Genomic DNA, 24,745 nt, shown 5'->3' with positions numbered 1-24,745 from the left:
CCATGGCCGTACCGAGGTTGCTGTTCGTCCACGCCCATCCCGACGACGAGACCCTGACCACCGGCGCGACCATCGCGCACTACGTCGCAGCCCGGGGCGCCGAGGTGCGCGTGGTGACGTGCACGCTGGGGGAGGAGGGCGAGGTCATCGGCGAGCGCTGGGCCGGCCTCGCGGTCGACGCGGCCGATCAGCTCGGCGGCTACCGGATCGGCGAATTATCCTCGGCGCTAGCCTGTCTCGGCGTCGCCGAGCCGTCGTTCCTCGGCGGTGCCGGGCGGTGGCGCGATTCCGGGATGGCCGGCACGCCGTCGCGGGGACGGCAGCGCTTCACCGACGTGGACGTCGCCGAGCCCGCGGCCGCGCTCGCCGAGGAGATCACCCGGCTGCGGCCGCACGTCGTCGTCACCTACGACCGCGACGGCGGGTACGGCCACCCCGACCACATCCGCGCGCACGAGGTGACGGTCGCAGCGCTCGCGGCCGCAGCTCCGCAATGGCAGGTGCCGAAGGTGTACTGGGCGGTGATGTCGCGAACCGCGATGGCCGAGGGCCTGCGCGGCCTGACCGGCCTGCCGCCGCACTGGACGGCCTTCCCGCTGGATGACTTCCCGTTCGCCTACGACGACGCCGACATCGACGCAGTGGTGGACGCGCCCGACGCCCGCGCGGCGAAGGTCGCCGCGCTGCGCGCGCACGCCACGCAGGTCACCGTGACGGCCGACGGCACTGCCTTTGCGCTGTCCAACGACCTCGCACAGCCCGTCCTGCACACCGAGCACTTCGTCCTGGCCGCGGGGACACCGGGGGAGCGGGACGACCGGGGGTGGGAAGGCGATCTGCTGTCCGGGGTGAATCTGGGATAGCCGCAGCCGTCGGGGGTAAGCTGCGGACGACGCGCACGCGGAAGGGGCGACGATGGACCCAGACCTGGATCCCAACCTGCAGCACTGGCAGGACCGTCTGGACAACTTCCAGTGGGTGGCCGGCTCGCTCGTCGCGCTGCTCGACAGCATCCCGACCTGACCGCCGCGACTTCGGGCCGGCAGCGGCCGGTCCTCCTCGGCCTGCTCGCGATCGACGGTGTGCTCTCCGCAGTGGCGGGTGCCTTCTTCCTTCCGCTCTACGTCGGGTCGATCCCGCTGCCCGTCAGCGGGTTGCTCAGCGGTCTGGTGAATGCCGCGCTGGTCTGGGCGGCGTCGCAGTGGGCGTCGTCGAACCGGATGGCTGCGCTGCCGTTGTGGACGTGGCTCGCGACCGTGGTGGTGCTGACCGTCGGTGGACCGGGTGACGACATCGTGTTCGGCGGGCCCGGCGTCATGCAGCTCGGGCCGATCGTCCTGATGGTGCTCGGCGCGGCGCCGCCCCTCGCGCTACTGCTCCGCAGGACGTCCCAGCGCGCCTGACGATCGATTCCTGCCACTCGTCGGTCAATCACTGCCAACGGAAATGTTTCCCTTGACCTGCCGGTTCTACCGTGCAGACCACCGCAGCAGCGGTTCGAGGAGAGGGCAGAGATCATGAAGAAGACCACCATCACCAGCGTCATCGCCGCCGGTTTCGCCGCCGCCGTCCTGGGGCTCGCGGGTACCGCCAATGCGGATGTGGCACACCACAATTGGGTGCAGGACATCCACCAGCAGGCGTCCGTCGGTTCGGTCACCTCGACCGTGGGCAACGGCCGCTGACGCAGTTCGACGGAAGGGCGCTCGCCGGTCGGCGGGCGCCCTTCGTCGTATGCGGATGTGGTTCTCGTGTGCGGTTGTCGTTGTCGCGCAACCGTTCTGATTGTCGCTCGACTTCTCAGAGACGTCTCATGATCGGCGTCGCCAAACCCTTAAGATGCGAACGTATGTTCGACTCATGGGGATGGGGGACGTCACCGACGCGCTCACGGCGTTGCGCACCGCGCACGCCGCGCTGGCCGCGTGCGACCCCTCGGAGCTGACCGCGACCGAAGTGCTCACCGTCCTCGACGACCTCGAGGACCTGACCCGCCGGCTGCCCGCCCAGCAGCACCGCCTGCTGACCGCCCTGCAATCCCAGGCCACCGCGACCGATCTGGGCGCGAAGTCCTGGCGCGACGTGCTGGCCACTCGGCTGCGGATCAGCCGCCCCGAGGCCGGCCGACGCCTACGCGACGCCGCCCTGCTCGGCCCGCGGCGCGCCCTCACCGGCGACCCCCTCGAACCCGTCCTAGCCCGCACCGCCGCCGCCCAAGCCGACGGTGTGCTCAACCCCGAGCACGTCGAGGTCATCCGCAAGACCATGACCCGCCTACCCGCCGCGGTCGACGCCCCCACCCGCACCGCCGCCGAAACCGACCTGGTCCGCATCGCCGCCGGCATCGCCCCCGACGAACTCGACCACGTCGCCGCCCGCCTACTCGCTCTGCTCGACCCCGACGGCGCCGCCCCCGACGACACCGACCGCCACCGCCAACGCCGCCTGTCCTACCGCCAACGCCCCGACGGCATGGTCGACCTCACCGCCTGCCTCACCCCCACCGCCTGGGCCACCCTGGAAGCCGTCTTCGCCCGCTGGGCCGCCCCAGGCATGTGCCACCCCGATCACCCCGACCCGTGCACCAGCGGCACCCCCAGCCAAGCCCACCTCGACACCGACACCCGCACCGTCTCCCAACGCCGCCACGACGCCCTCCACGCCATCGGCCGCGCCGTCCTGACCAGCGGCGAACTCGGGCAGCACAACGGGCTACCCGCCACCATCATCGTGCGCACCACCCTGCAAGACCTGCGCCACGCCGCCGGGATCGCCGTCACCGCCGGCGGATCCACCCTGCCCATCGCCGACGTCCTGCGCCTGGCCAGCCACGCCCACCACTACCTCGCAGTCTTCGACCACACCACCGGCGCCGCACTCAACCTGTTCCGCAGCCGCCGCACCGCCTCACCCGCCCAACGACTGATGCTCATCGCCCGCGACGGCGGCTGCACCAAACCCGGCTGCACCGCCCCCGCCTACGACTGCCAAGCCCACCACGCCACCGCCGACTGGTTCCACGGCGGCAACACCAACGTCGACGACCTCGCCCTGGCCTGCGGACCCGACAACCGCATGGTCGCACCCCACCGCTGGACCACCACCATGATCAACGGCCAACCCCACTGGACCCCACCCCCAGCACTCGACACCGGCCAACCCCGCACCAACACCTACCACCACCCCGAACACCTCCTCCGCCCACCAGACGAGGACCCGGCAACGCTGTTCGACACCGCCGCCGAACCACCGCCAGACGATGACCCGGCACCCTCGACCGACACCGCCGCCGAACCACCGCCGGACAACCGAGATGACGGCCGCCAAGGCGGACCCGAACCGCCCGATGCCGCCCTCGCGTGGCTGGCCTGAGGTCAGTCGTTGGAGTCCGCGCCGCCGTCCGACGCCGCGGCGCCCGCCGATGCCGCGCCGCCCGCCGAACCGACAGCGCCCGCCGATCCGGTACCACTCGGCGTGGTGACCTCGTGCCCGACGGGCGTGGCGTCAGCCGCCGTCGCATCGCCGACCTTCGCGTCGCCGGCGTCGCCGGCGTCGCCGGGCGTCGTCACCGCGGGCGCCGTCACGCTGCCGCGCACCTCGCCCTGCGCCTGCACGCCGCCCGAGGACGTGGTGGTCGGCTCGGCCTCGTCGACGGACGACGTCGCTGTGGCGCCGGCGGAGTAGGCCGCCGGGGAGCCCTCCGGAACCTCCGCGTCGAACTCCGGAGCCGCCGGATCCGGCACGCTACCGGTGCTTCCGGCACGGCCCAGACCATCGCCGAGCCTTTCGGCGCCGGCCGGGACGGTGTGGGCGTCAGTGGTCGACTCCGTGACGGACATGGCGAGCTGCGGCGCGCCGTCTCCATCGGTCGCCTCGGTCATGGCCGCATTCGTGTCCGCGACCATCGCCACCGCCGGCGATTCGTCGGGACGCGACGGCAGGTTCGCTGCGACCGACTCGAGGAACCCGACCACACCGGTGAGTACCGCCGCGCGCAGCGCGTCCAGAGCCGCGCCGGCCTCGGCGACGAAGGGCAGGGGCGGCAAGGGCGGCAGCGGAGGCAGGAAGAAGTTCCATTCGTCGATCGCCAACTGGATGAACGCGTCGACGGTCCACCAGGCGCCATCCGCCACGTTCTGCAGCAAGCTGCCGTTGCCGTTGAGCCAGTCGAGCGTGTTGTGCGCGACGGCGTGCACGATCCGCTCGCCGAAGTTGTAGCCGATCATGATCTGGCCGGACAGCCAGCCGACGTAGGGCACCCACCCGGCGGCGTACGTGGCCAGTTCGAAGCCGTACCGCACCCACGGTTCGGCCGCGTGGTAGGCCCACTCCAGGGTGTCCGGAAGCGATTGCGGGGTCGGTCCGATCCCGCTCGGTGGGGTCGGAACGGGCCGACTGGCGCTCGGCAGGAAGATCGGCTGCCACCACTCGACCAGGTTCGAGAAGTAGTCACCGGGTGGGGCCAACGCCTGGGCGTCGGCCACCAACGTGACCGTGGGTGATGGGGTCACGGCCGCCGGCGGCGCCGCGGACGGCGCGGCGATGGCAATCGCGCCGACGAGCGCAATACCCGATGTGAGCAAACTCCCGCAGTGACCGCTCATGGCACCCTCCCAGTAGCTGAGCGTGATGTGTCGAGCCGGAAGTTACGCCCCGGGCGGTGCCAGGGGATGAATTCGAACAAACAACCCGCGTCGATCGGGCGGACTCTCCCGTGAGGCGAATCTCGACCGCCCGGAGCCGGTGGCTTCGCGTCAGTCGGTGGACTCCGCCGCGCCGTCCGTCGCTCTCGCAGGAGGCGTCGCCGCCTCCGCGGGACTGGCAGTGCCCAACGGACTGGCGGTGTCGAACGAACCGGTAGTGCTCGACGACCCGGTAGTCGTGGTCGACGGCTCGACCAGAGACCCACCGCCGGTGCTCGACGTCGTACCAGCAGGCGTCGTACCGCCCGCCGCCGCGCCAGTCGTCGTATCATCGGGCGCCGTCACGCTGCCGCGTACCTCGCCCTGCGCCTGCACGCCGCCAGAGGACGTGGTGGTCGGTTCCCGCGGCGCGTCGACCGTCGCCTCCGAGGCCGCGGGCTCCACCTCCGGCGCCGTGACGTCTGCTGCCGCGATCTCCACCGCAACCGGTTCGACGGCACTGGCTTCGGGCTCGTCGGCCACCGGCACGCTGGTCACCTCGTTCACCGGCCCCGCGGTCACCTCGTCTGCTGCCGGAGCGACGGCGTCCCCGAGATCCTCCTCGACCACGGCGGTCTCGGAAGCCGCCAGGCGCGCCGCCGGTACGAGCGCGGCCTCGGGTACCGCCAGCACCTCGGGAGCCGCGAGCGGACCGATCGGCGGGATCGGCGGGATGAGCCAGCCGAAGAAGTAGTTGAACTCCGCGATGCCGAGGTTGATCAGCGACGCCACGGTGGTCGTTGCCACCACGGCGAACCCGTTGACCCACGTGGCGAGGTTCAACGGATCGTCGAGCGCCGGATCGATGAGGCCGTAGACGATGCTGTCGGCGATCGGAACGACGGTCGTGTAGTAGACGAGGCTGATCTGGTCGCCGAGCAGGTAGCCGTAGGGGACGAACTGCAGGACGTAGTCGGCGAGGTCCACGCCGTAGTCGACCCAGCCCTGCAGCCACTCGTAGCCCGCGGTGAACCAATCCGATGCGGCGTTCAACGGTGCCGCCACCGCGAGCGCGGCGGGGACGTCGGCGTCGGGATCGACCCGGGCGATGAGCGCCCGGGCGTCGGCGACCCGCGCAGGGGTCAACGGCTCGACCACCGGGGGCTCGGTGACCAGTGGCCGGACCGCCGCGGCAAGGTCGACCCGTTCGGTGCGCGCGGTGTCCACCTGCACCAGATCGGTCGGACTCGACGTCAGCACCACGGCCGAGGCGAGCAGCGCTGCGGCGCCTGCCGCGAGGGGACGGGGGACGGACGCTGTCATGGGACGCACCTCTCGCTGGGCGGACGAGAAGCAACTTACGTCGTGGTCAACGCGCACAGGCGGTTCTCAGCAGAATGGCGCCCACCCCCGTCCGGCAGCGCGGACTACTGTGGCCATATGTCCGGGGCAAGGCACGCGCGATGCACGCCAAATGGCGAGATGCGGATGAAATCAGACGATCGCGGGGTTACTCGGGAGTGGCTCTGAACCCCCAGCGCGGTACCGCTCTGCCCAGTCCAGTGGTCCCACCCAAGACGTTCGACGACGCTCCCAGCCCGGCTGCCCTGCGGCGCGTGCTGCGCCGCGCGCGTGACGGGGTGGCCCTCAACGTCGACGAAGCCGCCATCGCGATGACGGCCCGCGGGGACGATCTCGCCGATCTGTGCGCCAGCGCCGCCCGCGTGCGCGACGCCGGACTGGAGGCCGCCGGGCGTCGCGGCGCCACCGGCAAACTGCCGGTCAGCTACTCGCGCAAGGTCTTCATCCCCGTCACGCACCTGTGCCGCGACACCTGCCACTACTGCACGTTCGTCACGGTCCCCGGCAAGCTGCGCGCCCAGGGCAAGGGCATGTTCATGGAGCCCGACGAGATCCTCGACGTCGCCCGCCGCGGTGCCGAGATGGGCTGTAAGGAAGCGCTGTTCACCCTCGGCGACCGGCCGGAGGCCCGCTGGGACGAGGCCAAGCAGTGGCTCGACGAGCGTGGCTACGACTCGACGCTCGACTACGTGCGCGCGATGGCGATCCGGGTCCTCGAGGAGACCGGGTTGCTGCCGCACCTCAATCCCGGGGTGATGAGCTGGTCGGAACTCTCGCGGCTCAAGCCAGTGGCGCCGTCGATGGGAATGATGCTGGAGACCACGTCACGGCGTCTCTTCGAGACCAAGGGCGAGGCGCACTACGGCAGCCCCGACAAGGACCCCGCGGTCCGGCTGCGCACCCTCGACGACGCCGGCCGGCTGTCGATCCCCTTCACCACCGGCCTGCTGGTGGGCATCGGGGAGACGCTCACCGAGCGCGCCGAGACCGTGCATGCGATCCGCAAGTCGCACAAGGAGTTCGGTCACGTCCAGGAAGTAATCGTGCAGAACTTCCGGGCCAAGGACCACACCGCGATGGCGGCGACGCCGGACGCCGGCCTGGAGGACTTCCTCGCGACCATCGCGGTGACGCGGCTGGTGATGGGCCCCAAGGTGCGCATCCAGGCGCCGCCGAACCTGGTGTCGCGGTCGGAGTGCCTGGCGCTGATCGGCGCCGGCGTCGACGACTGGGGCGGCGTCTCGCCGCTCACGCCGGACCACGTCAACCCGGAGCGGCCGTGGCCCGCACTCGACGAACTGGCCGCGGTCACCGCCGAGGCCGGCTACGACCTGGTGCAGCGCCTCACCGCGCAACCGCAGTACGTGCAGGCGGGCGCCGCCTGGATCGACCCGCGGGTGATGGGGCACGTCACCGCGCTCGCCGACCCGGAGACCGGACTGGCCCGCGACGTCAACCCGGAGGGCCGCCCCTGGCAGGAGCCCGACGAGGCCACCGAGTCGCTCGGCCGCACCGACCTGCACGCCGCGATCGACACCGAGGGCCGGCGCACCGAGACCCGCTCCGACCTGGGCAGCGCCTTCGGCGACTGGGAGTCGATCCGCGCCAAGGTGCACGAACTCGCCGCCCGTGCGCCGGAGCGCGTCGACACCGACGTGCTCGCCGCCCTGCGGTCCGCCGAACGCGACCCGGCCGGCTGCTCCGACGACGAGTACCTGGCGCTGGCGACCGCCGACGGCCCGGCGCTGGACGCGGTGACGGCGCTCGCCGACGCGCTGCGCCGCGACGTCGTCGGCGACGACGTCACGTTCGTCGTCAACCGGAACATCAACTTCACCAACATCTGCTACACCGGCTGCCGGTTCTGCGCCTTCGCGCAGCGCAAGGGCGACGCCGACGCCTACTCGCTGTCCACCGACGAGGTCGCCGACCGCGCCTGGGAGGCGCACGTCGCCGGCGCCACCGAGGTATGCATGCAGGGCGGCATCGACCCGGAGCTGCCGGTCACCGGCTACGCCGATCTGGTGCGCGCGGTGAAGGCACGCGTCCCGTCGATGCACGTGCACGCGTTCTCGCCGATGGAGATCGCCAACGGCGTCACCCGCAGCGGCACCAGCATCCGGGAATGGCTGACGGCGCTGCGCGAGGCCGGTCTAGACACCATCCCGGGCACGGCAGCGGAGATCCTCGACGACGAGGTGCGCTGGGTCCTCACCAAGGGCAAGCTGCCGACGTCGCTGTGGATCGAGGTCGTCACCACCGCGCACGAGGTGGGCCTGCGGTCGAGTTCGACGATGATGTACGGCCACGTCGACACCCCGCGGCACTGGGTCGGGCACCTCAACGTGCTGCGCGACATCCAGGACCGCACCGGCGGCTTCACCGAGTTCGTGCCGCTGCCGTTCGTGCACCAGTCCTCGCCGCTCTACCTGGCCGGCGGCGCCCGGCCCGGGCCGACGCACCGGGACAACCGCGCCGTGCACGCGCTGGCGCGGATCATGCTGCACGGTCGCATCCCGAGCATCCAGACCAGCTGGGTGAAGCTCGGCACCGAGCGCACCCAGGTGATGCTCAACGGCGGCGCCAACGACCTGGGCGGCACGCTGATGGAGGAGACCATCTCGCGGATGGCGGGCTCGGAGAACGGCTCGGCCAAGACCGTCGCCGAACTCGTCGCGATCGCCGAGGGCATCGGTCGGCCGGCGCGCCAGCGCACCACGGACTACACCCCGCTCGCCGCTTGACCGCGCGTCGGTGACGCCCGGCTGACGCTCGAGCGGCTCTGCGCGGGGCGTCCAGGATCGTGACGCACAATCGTGCCGTGCGGGAGGCGGCGATGCGACGGGTCGGCCGGTCCCTCGTCGTCGTGGATCCGGGCCTCGTCCGACTCCGTTCGGCGGCGGCCACCACGGCCTCGCTGATCCTCGGTCTGGTCGTCATGCTCGGCGTCACGCGCGTGACCGGCGAAGCGGTCTCGGTGGCGATGCTCGGCGGTGTGGTGGCGATGCAGGCCTCGGCTGCGGTCAAGGATCGCGACCAGCGCGCTCGCGTCATCACCACCGTCCTGCTCGCCGCGCCCGCGATCGGCGCAGCGACGTTGGCCGCCGCGTTGTCGCCGCACGGCGTGATCGCCGACGTCGGCTTCATCGCCGTGCTGTTCGCAGCGGTCTGGGTGCGCCGGTACGGGCCGCGGGGCAACGCCCTCGGCATGGTCGCGTTCATCGCGTACTTCTTCTCGCTGTTCCTGCACGCCACCCTCGAGCAGATCCCGGCGCTCGCGGTGGCCGTCGTGGTCGGCGTCGCGGCGTCGCTCGTCGTGCATCTCGTCGTCTTCCCGGAGCGCCCCCGCGCGGAGGCGCGTCGCCTACTGTCCGCGTTGCGCATGGTGTCGGGCACGGTGCTCGACACCGCGCTCGACCCCTCGCTCGCCCGGGACGATGACGGCATCGACGTCCTGCGGCAACGGCTGGCGCGGCTGGGGGAGACGGCGCTCCTGATCGACGACTGGCTGGACCGCCATGAGGCGGCGGAGTCGCTGAGCGTGACCAGCAGGGACCTCGCGCTGCAGGTGTTCGAGGCGCAGATCATGCTCGAGCAGCTGGCCGGACTGCTCTGGGTGCTCGAGCGCGACCAACCGCGGCCCGCCGACCTCGACGGTGTGCTCGCGGCGCTGCGCAGCTGCCTGGTCAACGGCCCGTCGGATGACGACCTGCGCGCCGCACGGTGCACGGCCACCGTGGTGCTCGAGCGGGCCGACCTGACGACCGTCGAGGGCCTCGCGACCGTCGCGGCGGCACGATCCGTGCAGGCACACCTGGCGATCCACCACATCACCACCAACGCCCTCGGCGCGCCCGAGGACGACACGGCGGAGTCGGAGGACGCGGTCGAGGACGACGCGCAGGACGAAGACGCCTCGACGGGTTTGCACGCCAGCACGAAGGCCGCGATCCAGGTGACGATCGCGACGAGCGCGGCGACGGTGCTGGGCGAACTCGTCTCCCCGAACCGGTGGTACTGGGCCGTGCTCACCGCGTTCCTGGTGTTCACCGGCGTCACCACCCGCGGGGAGATCCTCTCGCGCGCCGGCTACCGGATCGTCGGCACCATCGCCGGTGTCGTCGCCGGCGTGGTGCTGGCCGCGCTGATCGGTCAGCGACCACCGCTGCAGATCGCGGTGCTGCTGGTGTGCGTGTTCGTCGCGTTCTACGTCGCCGTGGTGTCCTACGTCTGGCTGACGTTCTTCATGACCGTGCTGCTGGCGATGCTCTACGGCCTGCTGGGAACGTTCAGCCTGCAGGTCCTCGAGGTGCGGATCGCCGAGACCGCGGTCGGCGCGCTGGTCGGCATCGCCTCGGCGTACTTCGTCTTCTCGACCAAGACGCGTGCCACCTTCGCGGAGAAGGTCTCCGACTATCTCGACCAGCTGGACGCCGTGATCGACACCGCTGTGGACGCCGTCGTGCACGCCCGGGCGGACACCGAGCTGGTCGCCGACACCCGCAAGCTGGACGTCGCCCTGCAAGCGGCTCTGACCGCGGGCAAGCCGCTGCAGCTGGGTCCGATCGCCGACACCCGGCGTGGGGTCCGACGGCTGCTGCGCGGCCTGCAGGTCGGCAACCGCTCGGCGCATGCGCTGGCACGGGCAGGGGTGGCCGCGTCCCGGACGGACGCCGCTGCGGCGCCGCCGGACGCGACGGCCGAGACGGTCCGGCAGGCCGCCGACTGCGCAAAGGCGATGGTGGACGGCATCCGCCGCATGATGGCCGGAGAGGTCACGGACCCGGGTGACGAGCCCGCGGGCTCGGTGGTGCTCGACTTCGTCGGTGGCCCCGGCATCCCGCCCGGACCGGTCCGTGCCGCCGTTCGCGCGCTGAACCACGTCGAGCGGACCTTCGTGGAGATCAGCGCGCGGGTCTGACCCGCTCCTGCGGACCGCGGTCCGGAATAGTTTCGGACTGCGGTCCGTTTTGATCTTCTACGGGCACCGGGCAGGCCGGCGCCCCCGTTGAGGAGATCCGACATGACCGCTGCAGTAGCCACCGACCTGACCGCCGGCACGTGGGCCATCGACCCCGTCCACTCCACCATTGCGTTCACCGTGCGCCACCTCGTCGTCAGCAAGGTGCGTGGCGCCTTCCGCGACTTCTCCGGCGCGATCGTCGTCGCCGAGGACGGCACGCCGTCGGTGCGCGCCGAGATCGCCGTCGGCTCCGTCGACACCGGCAACGAGCAGCGCGACGCCCACCTCAAGGCCCCCGACTTCTTCGACGTGGAGCGCTTCCCGACCGCGACCTTCGTCTCCACCGGCGTCCGCCCCGACGGCGACGACTACGTCCTCGACGGCGAGTTCACCCTCAAGGGCGTCACGAAGCCCGTCGCGCTCAAGCTGGAGTTCGGTGGCGTCAACCCGGGCATGGGACACGGCCAGGTCGCCGGCTTCGAGGCGTCGGTCGTGCTCAACCGCAAGGACTTCGGCGTCGACATCGACATGCCGCTCGAGACCGGCGGCGCGGTCGTCGGCGACAAGGTGACCATCACCCTCGAGATCGAGGCGCTCAAGCAGGCCTGAACCCCGCCGCCCGTGCGATTCGTGCACGACGGGCCGCGCCAGCCGCGGATCGTCGTGCACGAATCGCCAGGCGGGCGACACGCTCGCTGATTCCTTGCCCTGTTTTATCTGCAACGTCTAGTATCAGTAACCGCGCGTCGTCCCTGCCGGGGCGGCGCGTGAAAGTTAGGACACACTGAGACGAACGTCCAAGTATCGGCCACGCATACTTGGACGACTTCTGGTGAATCCCAGCAGAACGAACCGGACCAGCAGCCCACTGGACAGGAGAGACATCAGTGACGTACGTCATTGCCGAACCCTGCGTCGACGTCAAGGACAAGGCGTGCATCGAGGAGTGCCCCGTCGACTGCATCTACGAGGGCGGACGCATGCTGTACATCCACCCCGACGAGTGCGTGGACTGTGGTGCCTGCGAGCCGGTCTGCCCCGTCGAGGCCATCTACTACGAGGATGACGTCCCCGACCAGTGGAGCGGCTACACCCAGAGCAACGCCGACTTCTTCACCGAACTCGGCTCGCCGGGCGGAGCCTCGAAGGTCGGCCAGACCGACAACGACCCGCCGGCGGTCAAGGAACTGGCACCGCAGGGCGAAGGCTGACGCTGCCGTTCTCGTTGACGCGTCCGCTCTCGGCGTCCCTTCCGGTCTTCCCCTGGGACACCCTGGCCGACGTCACCGCCACGGCGCGCGCCCACCCCGACGGCATCGTCGACCTCTCGGTGGGGACGCCGGTCGATCCGGTCGCGCCGGTGATTCGCGAGGCCCTGAGCGCCGCCAGCTCGGCCCCCGGGTACCCGACCACCGCCGGCACCGCGCGCCTGCGCGAGTCCATGGTGGCCGCGTTGGACCGCCGCTACGGGATCACCGGTCTCGGGCCGGACGCCGTGCTCCCGGTGATCGGCACCAAGGAACTCATCGCCTGGCTGCCGACGCTGCTGGCACTCGGCGCCGATGACACCGTCGTCGTCCCCGAGCTGGCCTACCCGACCTACGACGTCGGCGCCCGGCTGGCCGGGGCGCAGGTCGTGCGGGCGGACTCGCTCACCCAACTCGGTCCGCGCAACCCGCGGCTGGTGTTCCTGAACTCGCCGAGCAACCCGACCGGCGCGGTGCTGGGCGTCGACCACCTGCGCAAGGTCGTCGACTGGGCGCGCGAACGCGGCGCGCTGGTCGCCTCCGACGAGTGTTACCTCGGGCTGAGCTGGGAGGCCGAACCCGTCTCCGTGCTGCACCCCTCGGTCAGCGACGGCGACCACACCGGACTGCTCGCGGTCCACTCGCTGTCCAAGACGTCGTCGCTCGCCGGCTACCGCGCCGGCTTCGTCGCCGGTGATCCGGCGGTGGTCGCCGAGCTGCTGGCGGTGCGCAAGCACGCCGGGATGATGGTGCCCACCCCGGTGCAGGCCGCGATGGTCGCCGCACTCGACGACGACGCCCACGAGGCCGAGCAGCGCGCGCGCTACGCCCGCCGCCGCGACGTGCTGCTGCGCGCATTGCGCGACGCCGGTCTCACCGTCGATCACTCCGAGGCCGGCCTCTACCTGTGGGCCACGCGCGGCGAACCGTGCCGCGACACCCTCGCATGGTTCGCTCAACGCGGCATCCTCGTCGCGCCCGGCGAGTTCTACGGCCCGCGCGGCGACTACCACGTCCGCGTCGCCCTGACGGCGACCGATGAGCGCATCGACGCCGCCGTGGCACGCCTGGCCGCCTAGGTCATCCGGTCGCCCGCAACGTCAGGGCCAGCACCAGTCGCGCGTCGGGATCGGCGAGCGACGTGCCGAGCCGGTCCTCGATGCGGCGGATCCGGTAGCGCACCGTGTTCGGGTGCACGTGCAGCCGGTCAGCGGCGTCGCCGACGTCCCCGAACGCGTCGAGGTAGGCGCGCAGCGTGTCGGCCAGGACGGGCTCGTGGTCGCGCAGCGTACGGATGCGCGGATCGGTCAGCCGGTCGTCGGCGGCGATGAGCGCGACGATCTCGTCGAGCAGGACCGTGGTGCGCGCTTCCGCGAGCGACGTCACCGGACCGAGCGAACCGGGATGCCGTGCGGCGGAGTCGAGGACGCGGTCCACCTCCGCGCGCGCGGTCGCCGCGCCGGACAGGCCGTCCGGGGGAGCAGCGACCACGGCGTGCAACGCGACACCGAGTTCGGCGTGCAGCGCGCCGATCGTGCCGCGGATCCACGACGGCACCGACGCGCGCCCGGTGTCCGGGAGCAGCACGTACACCCGGTCGCCACGGGCGGCCACCTGGGCGTCGGGACGAAATGCGCTGGCGCTCAACGCCAGGACGTCGGACAGCCGTGCCGGGGTGGTGCCGCCGCCGTCGAAGCCGATCACCGTGGGGCGGCCGTCGGCGGTGATGCCGAGGTCGCGCGCCAGCTCCGTCACCTCCCGGTCACCGTCGCGCAACCCCAGCAGTTCACCGACGAGCACGGCGTGCGCCGACGGCGCCGCGGCCAGCCGGGTGAGGATGCGTGCCGCGAGAACCGCTGCGCCGCGCAGGATCTCGTCGGTGTCGTCGGCGAGCGGCTGTTTGCCCTGCTGCACCCAGATCGTCCCGGCGAACGTGGGCGGGCGACGCGCCGCCACTGGCGCCTGGTGAATGCCGACGGCGCGGCGCGGTCGCAGTCCGAGTTCGGGCCGGGCGTCGACCCGCACGACGTCACCCGCGCGGACGGCGTCGAAGATGCCCCACTGCGCGATCCAGGCCAGGTGCTCCGGCGGACCGGCGCGGCCCAGGATGGACGAGCGGCGCAGCTCGTCGGCCTCGTCGGCGGACGCCGAATAGGCCAACACGTGCGACTGCGCATCCTCGATGCTGACCATGCCGTGCGTGCGGTCGGCGATCGACTGCGCGAGCCCGAACAGGTCGGTGCCGGAGTCGTGCACCGGGGCGGCCCGGTGGTGGTCGAAGACGTGGTCGACGAGGCGGTACAGGCGCTCCCACCGCGCGCGGGGTTCCACGGCGACCACGGCCGTGCCGCAGGCGACGGCGCGCGCGACGACCGCATCGGAGGGGTCCTTCACCAGGATCGCCGCCGGCGTGCGTGGCGCGGTCTGCCGTAGCAACCAGGACAGGACGTCGAGCTGATGCGCCTCCCGGTCGCCGACGCCCAGGAGCAGGAAGACGTCGGCCGAGACCGAGGCGGCGGCGAGCCCGAGCCGGACGTCGTCGGGATCGATCAGCGCGGCCGACGACACCGACAGGTCCAGCCCGCGCGGCGCCTGGACCAGCGTCACCATCGTGGCGTCGAGCGCGAGCAGGAGTCGGCCCAGGCTCACCCCGGACGTCGTCATGTTGGCCGATCCTACTGTCGACGACAGCGACGTTGGCCGAAACGCCAAAGGCGCCGCCGGGTCCGTCGCGCGATCCTGATCGGCATGGACGCGATCACCGACGTACCGCTACCGGCCAACGAGCCGGTGAATGACCATGTTCCCGGCAGCCCCGAGCGGGCCAGGCTCACCGCGGCGCTGACGGCGCTGTCCGGCGACCGCCTCGATTTGCCGCACGTCATCGGCGGGCGGCACGTCATGGGCGGCGGCGCACGCATCGACGTCGTGCAGCCGCACCGGCACGCCGCCGTGCTGGGCACGCTCACCAACGCGGGCACCGAGGAGGCCACGGCGGCGGTGGACGCCGCCATCGCCGCGAAGGCCGCGTGGGAGGACACGCCGTTCGACGAGCGCGCCGCGGTCTTCCTGCGGGCTGCGGACCTGCTCGCCGGACCCTGGCGGGAGCGGATCGCCGCCGCCACCATGCTCGGGCAGTCGAAGTCGGCCTACCAGGCCGAGATCGACGCGCCGTGCGAGCTGGTCGACTTCTGGCGGTTCAACGTCGCCTTCGCGCGCCGCATCCTCGCCCAGCAGCCGGTGAGTGCACCGGGGGTGTGGAATCGCACCGACTACCGCCCGCTCGAGGGCTTCGTCTACGCCGTGACCCCGTTCAACTTCACCGCCATCGCCGGAAACCTGCCCACCGCGCCCGCGTTGATGGGCAACACCGTGGTGTGGAAACCCTCACCGACGCAGACGCTCTCGGCGTACCTCACCATGCAGCTGCTCGAGGCCGCGGGCCTACCGCCCGGCGTGATCAACCTCGTCGCGGGCGACGGACACGCGGTGTCGGACGTGGTGCTCGCCGACCCGCGCCTCGCCGGGATCCACTTCACCGGCTCCACGCGGACCTTCCAGCACTTCTGGCGCGAGGTCGGCAGCCGCATCGACCGCTACCGCACCTACCCGCGGCTGGTGGGGGAGACCGGCGGCAAGGACTTCGTGCTGGCGCACGCCAGCGCGCACCCGGACGTGCTGCGGACGGCGCTGATCCGTGGTGCCTTCGACTACCAGGGGCAGAAGTGCTCGGCCGCCTCGCGGGCCTTCATTCCGCGCTCGGTGTGGGCGCGCATGGGCGACGACTTCCTCGGCGCCACCGACGCTCTCGCGTACGGGGACGTGGCCGACCTGACGAACTATGGCGGCGCGGTGATCGACCGCCGCGCCTACGACCGCTGCGTCGCCGCCATCGAGCGGGCCAAGAGCGCCCATGTGACGGTCGCGGTCGGCGGGTCCTACGACGACGCGCAGGGGTATTTCGTCCGGCCCACGGTGCTGCTGTCCGACGACCCCACCGACGAGGCGTTCACCACCGAGTACTTCGGGCCGATCCTCGCCGTGCACGTCTTCGACGACGACGCCTTCCCCGACGTCCTCGACCTCGTCGACGCCGGCGCGGCCTACGGCCTGACCGGTGCGGTGATCGCCGACGACCGCGCCGCCATCCTGACCGCGCAGCACCGGTTGCGGCACGCCGCGGGCAACTTCTACGTCAACGACAAGCCGACCGGTGCCGTGGTGGGTCAGCAGCCGTTCGGCGGGTCGCGTGCCTCGGGCACCAACGACAAGGCCGGCTCTGCGCTGAACCTGCTGCGGTGGACCTCGGCGCGCTCGATCAAGGAGACCTTCGTGCCGGCCACCGACCACCGGTACCCGCACATGGAGGCCGACCGGTGAGCGTCTTCACGCGCGTGGCACGGCCGGCGATCCTGGCCGCCGGCAGGTCGACCCGCCTGCGGAACGCGGCGGAGGCGCTGCCCGTCACCCGCGACGTCGTACACCGGTTCGTCCCCGGCGAGACGACGGCCGACGCCCTGGCGTCCGTCGATGGTCTGCGGGCGACACGGCGCTTCGTCTCCGTCGACTACCTCGGCGAGGACGTGACCGACGCCGAGGCGGCCGACGACACCGTCCGCGCCTACCTCGCGCTGCTGACCGCCTTCGGCGAGCGGACCGAGACCGTCGAGGGTCCGCGACCACTCGAGGTGTCGGTGAAGCTGTCGGCGCTGGGCCAGGCTCTGCCGCGGGACGGCGCGAAGATCGCCTACGAGAACGCGCACCTCATCTGCCAGAAGGCGCGCGACGTCGGCGCCTGGGTCACCGTCGACGCGGAGGACCACACGACGACCGACTCGACGCTGTCGATCGTCCGGGACCTGCGCGCCGACTTCGACTCCCTCGGCACCGTGCTGCAGGCGTACCTGCGGCGCACCGAGGGTGACTGCCGGGAGTTCGCCGCGAGTGGCGCGCGCATCCGGCTGTGCAAGGGCGCCTACGACGAACCGGCGTCCGTCGCCTACCGGGATTGCGCCGCGGTCACCGACTCCTATTTGCGGTGCCTGCGAATCCTAATGGCGGGCAACGGCTATCCGATGGTCGCCTCGCACGATCCGGAGGTCATCGACGCGGTGCCGGCGCTGAGTCACGGGCGCGGCCGCGACGAGTTCGAGTACCAGATGCTCTACGGGATCCGCGACGCCGAGCAGCGTCGCCTCGCCGACGCCGGCCACCACGTGCGGGTGTACGTGCCGTTCGGCAGTCAGTGGTACGGCTACTTCGTCCGTCGGCTCGCCGAACGGCCTGCCAACCTGACGTTCTTCCTCCGCGCGCTCGTCGACTGACGAGCGTTCAGGGGCACTGCCGGTACACGTGCCCGGCCGTGCCGCGCGGGACCAGCCCGCGGTCGCGCAGGATCACCAGCGGCGCGCGTCCGGCGTCCGCGCACACGTCCGCGAACGGTCGCGGCAGCGCGTCGACGTACTCGATGCGCAGCACGTGCGGCCCGTAGTGGTCGGCGTAGGCGCCGCACTCGTCGAACGCCGCGCACTCCTCGGCGACGGCGAAGTCGAAGCCGGCGTCACGACCGTCGCCCGCGACCTCCGCCGCGTTCTTCTGTCCCGCGGCGAGCCTGAGTCGGTGCGCCAGCGTGACGTAGGCGCGGGCGAGGTCCATCGCCCCCGCCGGATCGATCCGCCCGTCGTCCGCCCCGGTGAACCGGGTGAAGGTGTCCAGGTTGTCGTATTCGACCGCGTCGTAGCCGGCGTCCGCGCAGGCCGTCACGACGGGTGTCATCGCGTCGAGGATGAGGGTGCGCTGCGCGGCGGTCGAGGGGTCCAGGACGTACTCGTCGGGCCAGTCCGGGTCGACGACGGGCCGGCCGGCGCGGTCGTGCAGCACCGCCGAGGGCCGCTCGGCGAGCCAGCTCCCGCCGGACCCGGGCTGGGTCTGAAAGCCGTTGACGTAGCACACGTTGTAGGCGCCCGGCAGCGGTGACGCGGTGGCGTCGCGGACCACCACGGCCAGCCCGGGGACGTCGTCCGGTCCGCCCAGTTGGTAGTCGAAGGCGCCGCGCTCCGGCGGCAACCGCACGGTGCCGTCGCGGCCGGTGTCGGGGCCCGGTTCAGCGGCGCAACCTGCGACGGCCGACGCCGCCAGCAGCGCCGCCGCCAGCAGCGCCGCCGGAGGACGGGCCGCCCGGTTCACCGGGCCGCGTCGGGACCCGCGAGCCGGAGCAGCGTCCACGCCGCGAGCGTCTGCGCGTCGGTGATTTCGCCCGAGCGCATCATCTCCTCGATCCGTTCGGCGGTGAACCAGGCGCTGCGCATGTCCTGCTCCTCGTGTTCGCGCTCGTGCGCGCCCTCGGTGAGATCGGTGGCCAGCCACACCCACCCGCGCTGGCTGCTCATCCCGGGCGCGACGTCGAGCTGGCCGAGCCGCCGCATCGAGCCGGCGCGCAGCCCGGTCTCCTCGCGCAACTCCTGGGCGGCGAGTTCGGCGGCGGGCGGCTCGGCACCGTCGAGCGACCCCGGCGCGGTGCCCTGCGGGAACTCCCAGCGCCGCAGGCCGATCGGGTAGCGGAACTGCTCGACGAGCCGGTAGCGCTCGCCGTCGGTGGCGATCACCAGCGCGTACGTCGGCTTCTGCACCACGCCGTAGATGCCGAGCGAGCCGTCGAGGCGGCGCACGTCGTCCTCGCGCAGCACCATCCACGGATTGCGATAGACCTCGCGGGACGCGACGCGCTCGATGGGATCCACGCCGATCAGTATCGCGTCCGGGGGTCGATCCGTCCTGCGGGCCGGCGGTAACCTGCCCGTGTGCTGCTCACCTCGCTGAACCCCGCAGCCGTCGCCGCCGGAGACGACGTCGCCGACGCCGTCCGGATCGCCGGCACCGTTCTCAGCCGCAGTGACCTCGTCGGCGGCGCCACCTCGGTGGCCGAGCGCGTCGGCCAGCAGATCGGCGCCGCACACCGCGTCGCGATCCTGGCGACTCCCACCCCGGCGACGGTGTTCGCGGTGACGGGCTGCCTCATCGCGGGCGTCCCGTTCGTCCCCGTGCCCGACGACGTCGGCTCCGTGGAGCGCAGGCACATCCTGGCCGACTCCGGTGCCCGCGCCTGGCTGGGGGAGCTGCCCGGCGAGCCGGAAGGATTGCCGCACATTCCCGTTCGGCTACACGCCCGGTCGTGGCACCGCTACGCCGAACCGCCCGCCGACGCACCGGCGATGGTGATGTACACCTCCGGAACCACCGGCGCCCCGAAGGGCGTGCTCATCAGCAGGCGGGCCATCGCCACCGACGTCGACGCTCTCGCCGAGGCGTGGCAGTGGACCGCCGCCGACGTCCTGGTGCACGGTCTGCCGCTGTTCCACGTGCACGGCCTGGTGCTCGGCCTGCTCGGCTCGCTGCGGATCGGCAACCGCTTCGTGCACACCGGCAAGCCGACGCCGGAGGCGTACGCCGCCGCGGGCGGGTCGCTGTACTTCGGCGTTCCCACCGTGTGGTCGCGGATCGCCGCCGACCCCGACGCCGCCCGCGCGTTGTCCTCGGCGCGGCTGCTGGTCTCGGGCAGCGCGCCGCTGCCGGTGCCGGTGTTCGACGAGTTGGTCCGCCTCACCGGGCACGCGCCGGTCGAGCGGTACGGCTCCACCGAATCCTTGATCACGCTGAGCACCCGTGCCGACGGCGAGCGCCGCGCGGGCTGGGTGGGCACCCCGCTCGCCGGGATCTCGAGCCGCCTCGTCGACGACGACGGCGCCGAGGTCGCCCACGACGGCGAGACCATCGGGCGGCTCGAGGTCCGCGGGCCGACGCTCTTCGTCGGCTATCTGAACCGCCCGGACGCCACCGCGGAGGTGCTGACCGCCGACGGCTGGTACCGCACCGGCGACGTCGCGGTGATCGACGGTGCGGGCATGCACCGCATCGTGGGCCGCGAGTCGGTCGACCTGATCAAGTCCGGTGGGTACCGGGTGGGTGCCGGCGAGGTCGAGACGGTGCTGCTCGGCCACACCGGCGTGACGGAGGCGGCCGTCATCGGCGCCCCCGACGCCGACCTCGGGCAGCGCATCGTCGCGTTCGTCGTCGGCGACGCCGATCCGGATGCGCTCATTCCGTATGTCGCCGAACGGCTCTCGGCGCACAAGCGGCCGCGCGAGGTGCGCGTCGTCGATGCCCTGCCGCGCAACGCGATGGGCAAGGTGATGAAGAAGGAGTTGCTGGGATGGGTCTGACGTTCACCGCGCTGTGCATCGACGCCCGCGACGTCCGCGGTCTGGCGCAGTGGTGGTCCACCGCGCTGGGCTGGCCCCTGGAGACCGATGACGACGGCGACGTCCTGCTGCGTGCACCGGCCGGTCCGGACTGGCTGTTCCTGGGCGTGCCGGAGGAGAAGACGGTGAAGAACCGACTGCACCTGGACTTCCGGCCGGACGACCAGCAGGCCGAGGTCGACCGGCTCCTCGCCCTCGGCGCCCGGCACGCCGACGTCGGGCAGGGCGACGAGACCTGGGTGGTGCTCGCCGATCCCGAGGGAAACGAGTTCTGCGTGCTGGCGGCGAAGGGTTAGACGTCCTCGGGCCGACCGAGGAACAGGCACGTCGGCCACGTGCTCGCCGGGTCGTCCCGCCCGGCGAACCAGTCGCCGCCGCAGGTGCCGTAGGCGGTGTCCGACGACGAAAGAGCCACGGCGACTGCGTCGTTCGGCGGTGTCCCGGGGCCGTCCTCGGTCACGGTGATGGTCGCGGTGAACGGCCCGTCGCCCTGTTCTCTGGTGTGGACGTAGAAGACGAACGAGTCGGTGCCCACGAAGCCCTCCCGCGGGGTGTAGGTGAACGAGCCGTCCTCGGCGAGGCGCAGCACGCCGTGTGCCGGCCCGGTCTCGAGTCCGGTGAGCCACCCCTGGTATCCCGAGCCCGCCAGCACGCCGTCGCCGAGCGAGACGGTCAGCGTCCGGCCCTTGCCTACGGTGTACGACTTGACCGGCGCGTCCGGCGGGGTCGGGTCGTAGACGGTCACGGTGACGGTGGCCCGCGCGACGGCGCCCGATTCGTCGGTCACCTCGTAGCTGAAGGACGCCATGCCGACGTACCCCTTGGTCGGGGTGAAGTCGATCGTGCCGTCCTTGCGCGCGATCGCCGTTCCGCCGAACTCCGGCTGCGACACCACCGAGACGGTCAGCGTCGTGCCGTCGCGGTCGTAGTCGTTGGCGAGCACGTCGATGGACACCGGCGTGCCGATCGGCGTGGCGGCGACGTCGTCGGTCGCTACCGGCGGGCGGTTCCCCGCGGTGAAGGTGATGTCGACCGACGCGACGCTCCAGCGGCCGCGTTCGTCGGTGATCTGGTAGGCGAAGGAGTCGCCCAGGGCGTTGGTGCCGGCGGTCGCGACGTAGGTGAGCTTCCCGGTCGCCGCGTCGACGGTCACCGTCCCGTACTGGGCCGTGCTGATCAGCTCGACGGTGGGCGTCCCGATGAAGGTGTCGTTGGCCAGCGGGTCGATCGTCACCGTGCCGCCCTCGGGCATGCTCACCTCGTCGCCGGTGGCGACCGGCGCGGTGGACGGGCTCGTGATGACGGTGACCCTGACGGTGACGACGTTGGTGCCGTCGTGCACTTCGTAGGTGAAGCCGTCGGTGCCCACGAACGTGCCGTCCGGAACGTAGGCGATGGTGCCGTTGGTGTACTGCTGGACGAAGCCGTGGGCGGGTTGCTCCCCGTCGCGGACCCACAGGACGTCGCCATTGGGATCGGTGACGCCGGCGAGCGGATCGAAGGTGACGTCGACGTCGGCTTCGGTGGTCAACGTCCAGTCCGGGGCGATCGGCGGGAGATTCGACGCCGGGGCGACACCGAAGAAGACGGTCGCCGTTGCGGTGGCGCCGGCCGAATCGGTGATCGTGTAGCTGAACCAGTCGTCGCCGCTGAAACCCGCTGTAGGCGTGTAGGTGAAGGAACCGTCGCCGGCGACGGTCACGGTGCCGTGGGTCGGCTGGGTCACCGACGTCACGGTGAGCGGGTCGCCGGGATCGACGTCGTTGGCGAGCAGTCCGTGGGCGGCGTCGACGGTCAACGTGGCACCTGGCGTCACCTGGTACCCGTCGTCGTAGGCGACCGGCTGCTGGTTGGCGACCGTCACGGACACGACGCCCGTCGCGGTGGCGCCCGCGGTGTCGGTGACCGTGAAGACGAAGGTGTCCGTGCCGGAGAAGCCGGGACGTGGGGTGTAGGTGAACTGGCCGTCCGCACCCATCGTCACCGTGCCCGCTGTCGGTGCTGCGGCGGTGAAGGTGAGTTCGTCGGCGACGTCGACGTCGGAGGCGTGCCAGGCGACCGTGTCGGTCACGGCGACGCCGGGTCCGGTGGTGAACGCCGCGGGCGTGGTCACGGGGACGTCGTTGACGGCGGTCACCGTGATCCTGACGACGTACTGCCCGTAGGTCGTGCCGTCCATGACGTGGTAGGTGAACTCGTCGGCCCCGTTGTAGTTCGCGTCGGGGCGGTAGGTGAAGGACCCGTCCGGCCGGATGATCACGGTGCCGTGCACCGGTGTGCCGAAGAGGTCGTAGGTGAGCGGGTCGCCGTCGGGGTCGCTGGTGGGCAGGACGCCGTCGTACGGGGTGTCCTCGGCGGTGCTGACGTCGAGGTGCTCGCTGCGCGGCGGGTCGTTCACCGGTGTCACGGTGAAGGCGATGGTGCCGGTGCTCGGGGCCGTCGTGCCGTCGGTGACGGTGTAGGTGAAGGAGTCCGCCCCGTGGAAGTCGGCGGCCGGCGTGTAGACGTAACGGCCGTCGGCGCCGAGGGTCACGGTGCCGTGCTGCGGACCGCGATCGATGCCGTAGGTCAGGACGTCGCCGTCGACCTCGGTGACCGGGACGACCCCCGTGAATTCGGAATCCTCGGGGCCGGAGACGCTGTCGTCGAGGGCGACGGGGGCGTCGTCGACCGGTGCGACCGTCACCGTGACGACGTAGCCCACGGTGAACGTGCCGTCGCTGACGGTGTAGCCGAAGGAGTCGACTCCGTAGAAGTTGGGCGCGGGGGTGTAGGTGTACGCGCCGTCGGCCGCGACCACGACGGTGCCGGACTGCGGCGATTGCGCGACGGCGTAGACGAGTTCGTCACCATCGACGTCGCCGGCGGCGGGAAGCGTCGAGGTGATCGGAGTGTCCTCGTCGGTGCGTACGTCGGCGTCGGAGCCGACCGGGACATCGGGTGCCGGGGTGACGGTGATGCGTGCCGTCGCGGTGACGACGACGCCGTCGAAATCGGTCAGCGTGTAGCCGAATTGGTCATCGCCGGAGAAGTCCTGGTCGGGGGTGTAGACGAAGTTCCCGCTGCCGTCGAGGGTGAGCGTGCCATGCGCCGGCGCGGTGCCGTCGCCGACGGTGACGGTGCCCGGCGTGACGTCGGGATGGAGGTCCAGCACGTTCCCGAAGAGCGGCTGGTCCTCCTCGACCTCGAAGTCCGCCGGCGCCGCGGCGGCGGTGGTCCGCAGCGTCTCACTCGAGCCGTCGACCTCGGCTTCACGCCGCGTCCAGGCGAGTACCGCCCACAGCAGGGGCGATGCGGCCGGCGTCGCCGGACCGGGCAGGACGAAGGGCGCGACGGCCGCCGCGAGGACCGACACCACGGTCGACTCCTGCTGCAGTGCAGCAGATTCCGGCTCCGAAGCCACGCTGCCGGCCGTCGCGTCGAGCGATGCGGCCGGCACGGAGACGACGGCCGCTGCCGGGGGAGGGGCGACTGCGGTGGCGTCGGTCGACCCGACGGACACCGTGTCGGCGTGCACGACCGCGCCGGGCGCCGCGGGGCGGGCGGTCGGCGCGGGTGCCGGGTCGTCGTTCTTCGCGGGCGCAGAGGCCGGTGCGGCGGGCGCGTCCTGAGGCTGCGACACGGCTGGGGACACGGCCGGCGAGACGGACTGCGAGTCGGTCGTCGGGGCGGGCTGCGACACGGTCGTCGGGGCGGACGTGTCGTCGGAGGTCCGGTGTTCGGAGGTGATGGCTCCGCCGCTGCTGTCGACGTTCATCACCGGCGGCCGCGGCGATCCCGTGCCCGCGGACGTGGTCGACGGGCCGGCGGTCGCCGTCGGCGCGGTGCTCGTCGGCGAGGCGGACGACGTGGGGTCGGCCCCCGCGCTCGATGCAGACCCGGCGCTCGATGCAGACCCGGTGCTCGACGCAGACCCGGTGCTCGACGCGTCCGTCGACGTGCCGGCCGACGAACTCCCCGACGGCGAACCCGACGGCGAACTCGCCGAGGAGGATCCCGCTGGACCGGAGGACGCATCGGAGCCGTCGTCGGCCCACGCGACGGGGGTAACGGCGAGGGCGGCGCCCACACCGAGCGCCACGGCCAGCGCACCGATCCGGCCCACGTAGCGCGCCGGGCCGACGATGCCCGACGACCCCGCGACCGGAGGTAGTGCCGGTCGGCACGACGCGTCGGCCCGGTGTCTGCCCGAGGGGGTGATTCTGCGGTGCCTCGCTGCGTGCATGGCGGACGTGCCTTTCCGACGGTGCGGTCCAACGGCGCGGCCGGACGGGCTCCGCGATGCAGAAGAAC

20 protein-coding genes are annotated in these 24,745 nt (G+C 71.9%); 14 read left to right on the top strand and 6 right to left on the bottom strand.

The genetic code is table 11. The features are described from left to right. Positions 1 to 2: 2 nt before the first annotated feature. From mshB to FZ046_RS26050, 4 genes are all read left to right on the top strand, one after another. Positions 3 to 863, top strand: a complete 861-nt coding sequence (gene mshB, locus FZ046_RS26060; protein ID WP_070352109.1) for an N-acetyl-1-D-myo-inositol-2-amino-2-deoxy-alpha-D-glucopyranoside deacetylase — start codon at positions 3 to 5, stop codon at positions 861 to 863. Between the two features lie 111 nt (positions 864 to 974). Continuing rightward, the gene (locus FZ046_RS26055) at positions 975 to 1,403 is read left to right on the top strand and encodes a hypothetical protein (RefSeq protein ID WP_070352108.1); all 429 of its coding nucleotides are present in this window, start codon (positions 975 to 977) and stop codon (positions 1,401 to 1,403) included. 114 nt (positions 1,404 to 1,517) lie between these two features. Then, the gene (locus tag FZ046_RS27575; protein WP_099045845.1) at positions 1,518 to 1,685 is read left to right on the top strand and encodes a hypothetical protein; all 168 of its coding nucleotides are present in this window, start codon (positions 1,518 to 1,520) and stop codon (positions 1,683 to 1,685) included. Between the two features lie 175 nt (positions 1,686 to 1,860). After that, complete coding sequence (locus FZ046_RS26050) at positions 1,861 to 3,372, top strand: HNH endonuclease signature motif containing protein (RefSeq protein ID WP_149484344.1); 1,512 nt, start codon at positions 1,861 to 1,863, stop codon at positions 3,370 to 3,372. Between the two features lie 2 nt (positions 3,373 to 3,374). On the opposite strand, the gene FZ046_RS26045 is transcribed toward FZ046_RS26050, so the two are convergent. After that, a complete protein-coding gene (locus FZ046_RS26045; protein WP_125939799.1) occupies positions 3,375 to 4,484 on the bottom strand; it encodes a hypothetical protein in 1,110 nt (369 codons plus the stop codon). Positions 4,485 to 4,754: 270 nt separating this feature from the next. Further along, positions 4,755 to 5,945, bottom strand: coding sequence for a hypothetical protein (locus FZ046_RS26040; RefSeq protein WP_070354719.1), 1,191 nt, complete (start codon positions 5,943 to 5,945; stop codon positions 4,755 to 4,757). A 197-nt stretch (positions 5,946 to 6,142) separates the two neighbouring features. Here FZ046_RS26040 and FZ046_RS26035 point away from each other — a divergent pair, with 197 nt between their 5' ends. The 5 genes from FZ046_RS26035 (at position 6,143) to dapC (ending at position 13,273) form a co-directional block, all read left to right on the top strand. Further along, complete coding sequence (locus FZ046_RS26035; RefSeq protein WP_070354720.1) at positions 6,143 to 8,728, top strand: bifunctional FO biosynthesis protein CofGH; 2,586 nt, start codon at positions 6,143 to 6,145, stop codon at positions 8,726 to 8,728. 92 nt (positions 8,729 to 8,820) lie between these two features. Continuing rightward, positions 8,821 to 10,905: an FUSC family protein gene (locus FZ046_RS26030; protein ID WP_070354752.1), complete on the top strand. Its 2,085-nt coding sequence runs from the start codon at positions 8,821 to 8,823 to the stop codon at positions 10,903 to 10,905. Between the two features lie 102 nt (positions 10,906 to 11,007). Continuing rightward, positions 11,008 to 11,556 (top strand): YceI family protein, encoded by a 549-nt coding sequence (locus FZ046_RS26025; RefSeq protein ID WP_070354721.1) that lies wholly within the window; start codon positions 11,008 to 11,010, stop codon positions 11,554 to 11,556. A 278-nt stretch (positions 11,557 to 11,834) separates the two neighbouring features. After that, a complete protein-coding gene (gene fdxA, locus FZ046_RS26020) occupies positions 11,835 to 12,158 on the top strand; it encodes a ferredoxin (RefSeq protein WP_070354722.1) in 324 nt (107 codons plus the stop codon). Positions 12,159 to 12,172: 14 nt separating this feature from the next. Beyond that, positions 12,173 to 13,273, top strand: coding sequence for a succinyldiaminopimelate transaminase (gene dapC / locus FZ046_RS26015; protein WP_070354723.1), 1,101 nt, complete (start codon positions 12,173 to 12,175; stop codon positions 13,271 to 13,273). A 1-nt stretch (position 13,274) separates the two neighbouring features. On the opposite strand, the gene FZ046_RS26010 is transcribed toward dapC, so the two are convergent. Beyond that, a complete protein-coding gene (locus tag FZ046_RS26010; protein WP_070354724.1) occupies positions 13,275 to 14,858 on the bottom strand; it encodes a PucR family transcriptional regulator in 1,584 nt (527 codons plus the stop codon). Positions 14,859 to 14,942: 84 nt separating this feature from the next. On the opposite strand from FZ046_RS26010, the gene pruA reads away from it, so the two are divergent. Together pruA and FZ046_RS26000 are read left to right on the top strand one after the other, a co-directional pair. Beyond that, positions 14,943 to 16,574: an L-glutamate gamma-semialdehyde dehydrogenase gene (pruA, locus tag FZ046_RS26005; RefSeq protein WP_070354725.1), complete on the top strand. Its 1,632-nt coding sequence runs from the start codon at positions 14,943 to 14,945 to the stop codon at positions 16,572 to 16,574. After that, entirely contained in the window at positions 16,571 to 17,518 is a 948-nt protein-coding gene (locus FZ046_RS26000; RefSeq protein WP_070354726.1) for a proline dehydrogenase family protein, read from the top strand. Before pruA ends, FZ046_RS26000 begins: the two co-directional genes overlap by 4 nt. A 7-nt stretch (positions 17,519 to 17,525) precedes the next feature. Here FZ046_RS26000 and FZ046_RS25995 read toward each other — a convergent pair whose 3' ends face one another. Both FZ046_RS25995 and FZ046_RS25990 read right to left on the bottom strand, forming a co-directional pair. Beyond that, positions 17,526 to 18,419, bottom strand: coding sequence for an endo alpha-1,4 polygalactosaminidase (locus FZ046_RS25995; RefSeq protein ID WP_246182865.1), 894 nt, complete (start codon positions 18,417 to 18,419; stop codon positions 17,526 to 17,528). Continuing rightward, positions 18,377 to 18,934, bottom strand: coding sequence for an NUDIX domain-containing protein (locus FZ046_RS25990; RefSeq protein ID WP_070354727.1), 558 nt, complete (start codon positions 18,932 to 18,934; stop codon positions 18,377 to 18,379). The genes FZ046_RS25995 and FZ046_RS25990 overlap by 43 nt, the downstream gene beginning before the upstream one ends. 60 nt (positions 18,935 to 18,994) lie before the next feature. Between FZ046_RS25990 and FZ046_RS25985 the strand changes: the two genes are divergently transcribed. Together FZ046_RS25985 and FZ046_RS25980 are read left to right on the top strand one after the other, a co-directional pair. Then, positions 18,995 to 20,413, top strand: a complete 1,419-nt coding sequence (locus FZ046_RS25985; protein ID WP_070354728.1) for an acyl-CoA synthetase — start codon at positions 18,995 to 18,997, stop codon at positions 20,411 to 20,413. Next, positions 20,404 to 20,748 carry a VOC family protein gene (locus tag FZ046_RS25980; RefSeq protein ID WP_070354729.1) on the top strand — a complete coding sequence of 115 codons (345 nt, stop codon included), beginning with the start codon at positions 20,404 to 20,406 and terminating at the stop codon, positions 20,746 to 20,748. Before FZ046_RS25985 ends, FZ046_RS25980 begins: the two co-directional genes overlap by 10 nt. Here FZ046_RS25980 and FZ046_RS25975 read toward each other — a convergent pair. Then, positions 20,745 to 24,074 (bottom strand): Ig-like domain-containing protein, encoded by a 3,330-nt coding sequence (locus FZ046_RS25975; RefSeq protein WP_170292483.1) that lies wholly within the window; start codon positions 24,072 to 24,074, stop codon positions 20,745 to 20,747. The genes FZ046_RS25980 and FZ046_RS25975 overlap by 4 nt on opposite strands. Positions 24,075 to 24,150: 76 nt before the next feature. Here FZ046_RS25975 and FZ046_RS27570 point away from each other — a divergent pair, with 76 nt between their 5' ends. Continuing rightward, on the top strand, positions 24,151 to 24,561 hold the full coding sequence (locus FZ046_RS27570; protein WP_170292482.1) for a hypothetical protein: 411 nt from the start codon (positions 24,151 to 24,153) through the stop codon (positions 24,559 to 24,561). Positions 24,562 to 24,745: the final 184 nt, after the last annotated feature.

The organism is Mycolicibacterium grossiae (genome assembly GCF_008329645.1).
Lineage (GTDB): Bacteria > Actinomycetota > Actinomycetes > Mycobacteriales > Mycobacteriaceae > Mycobacterium > Mycobacterium grossiae.
This window is presented reverse-complemented; position numbering and strand designations above follow the sequence as displayed.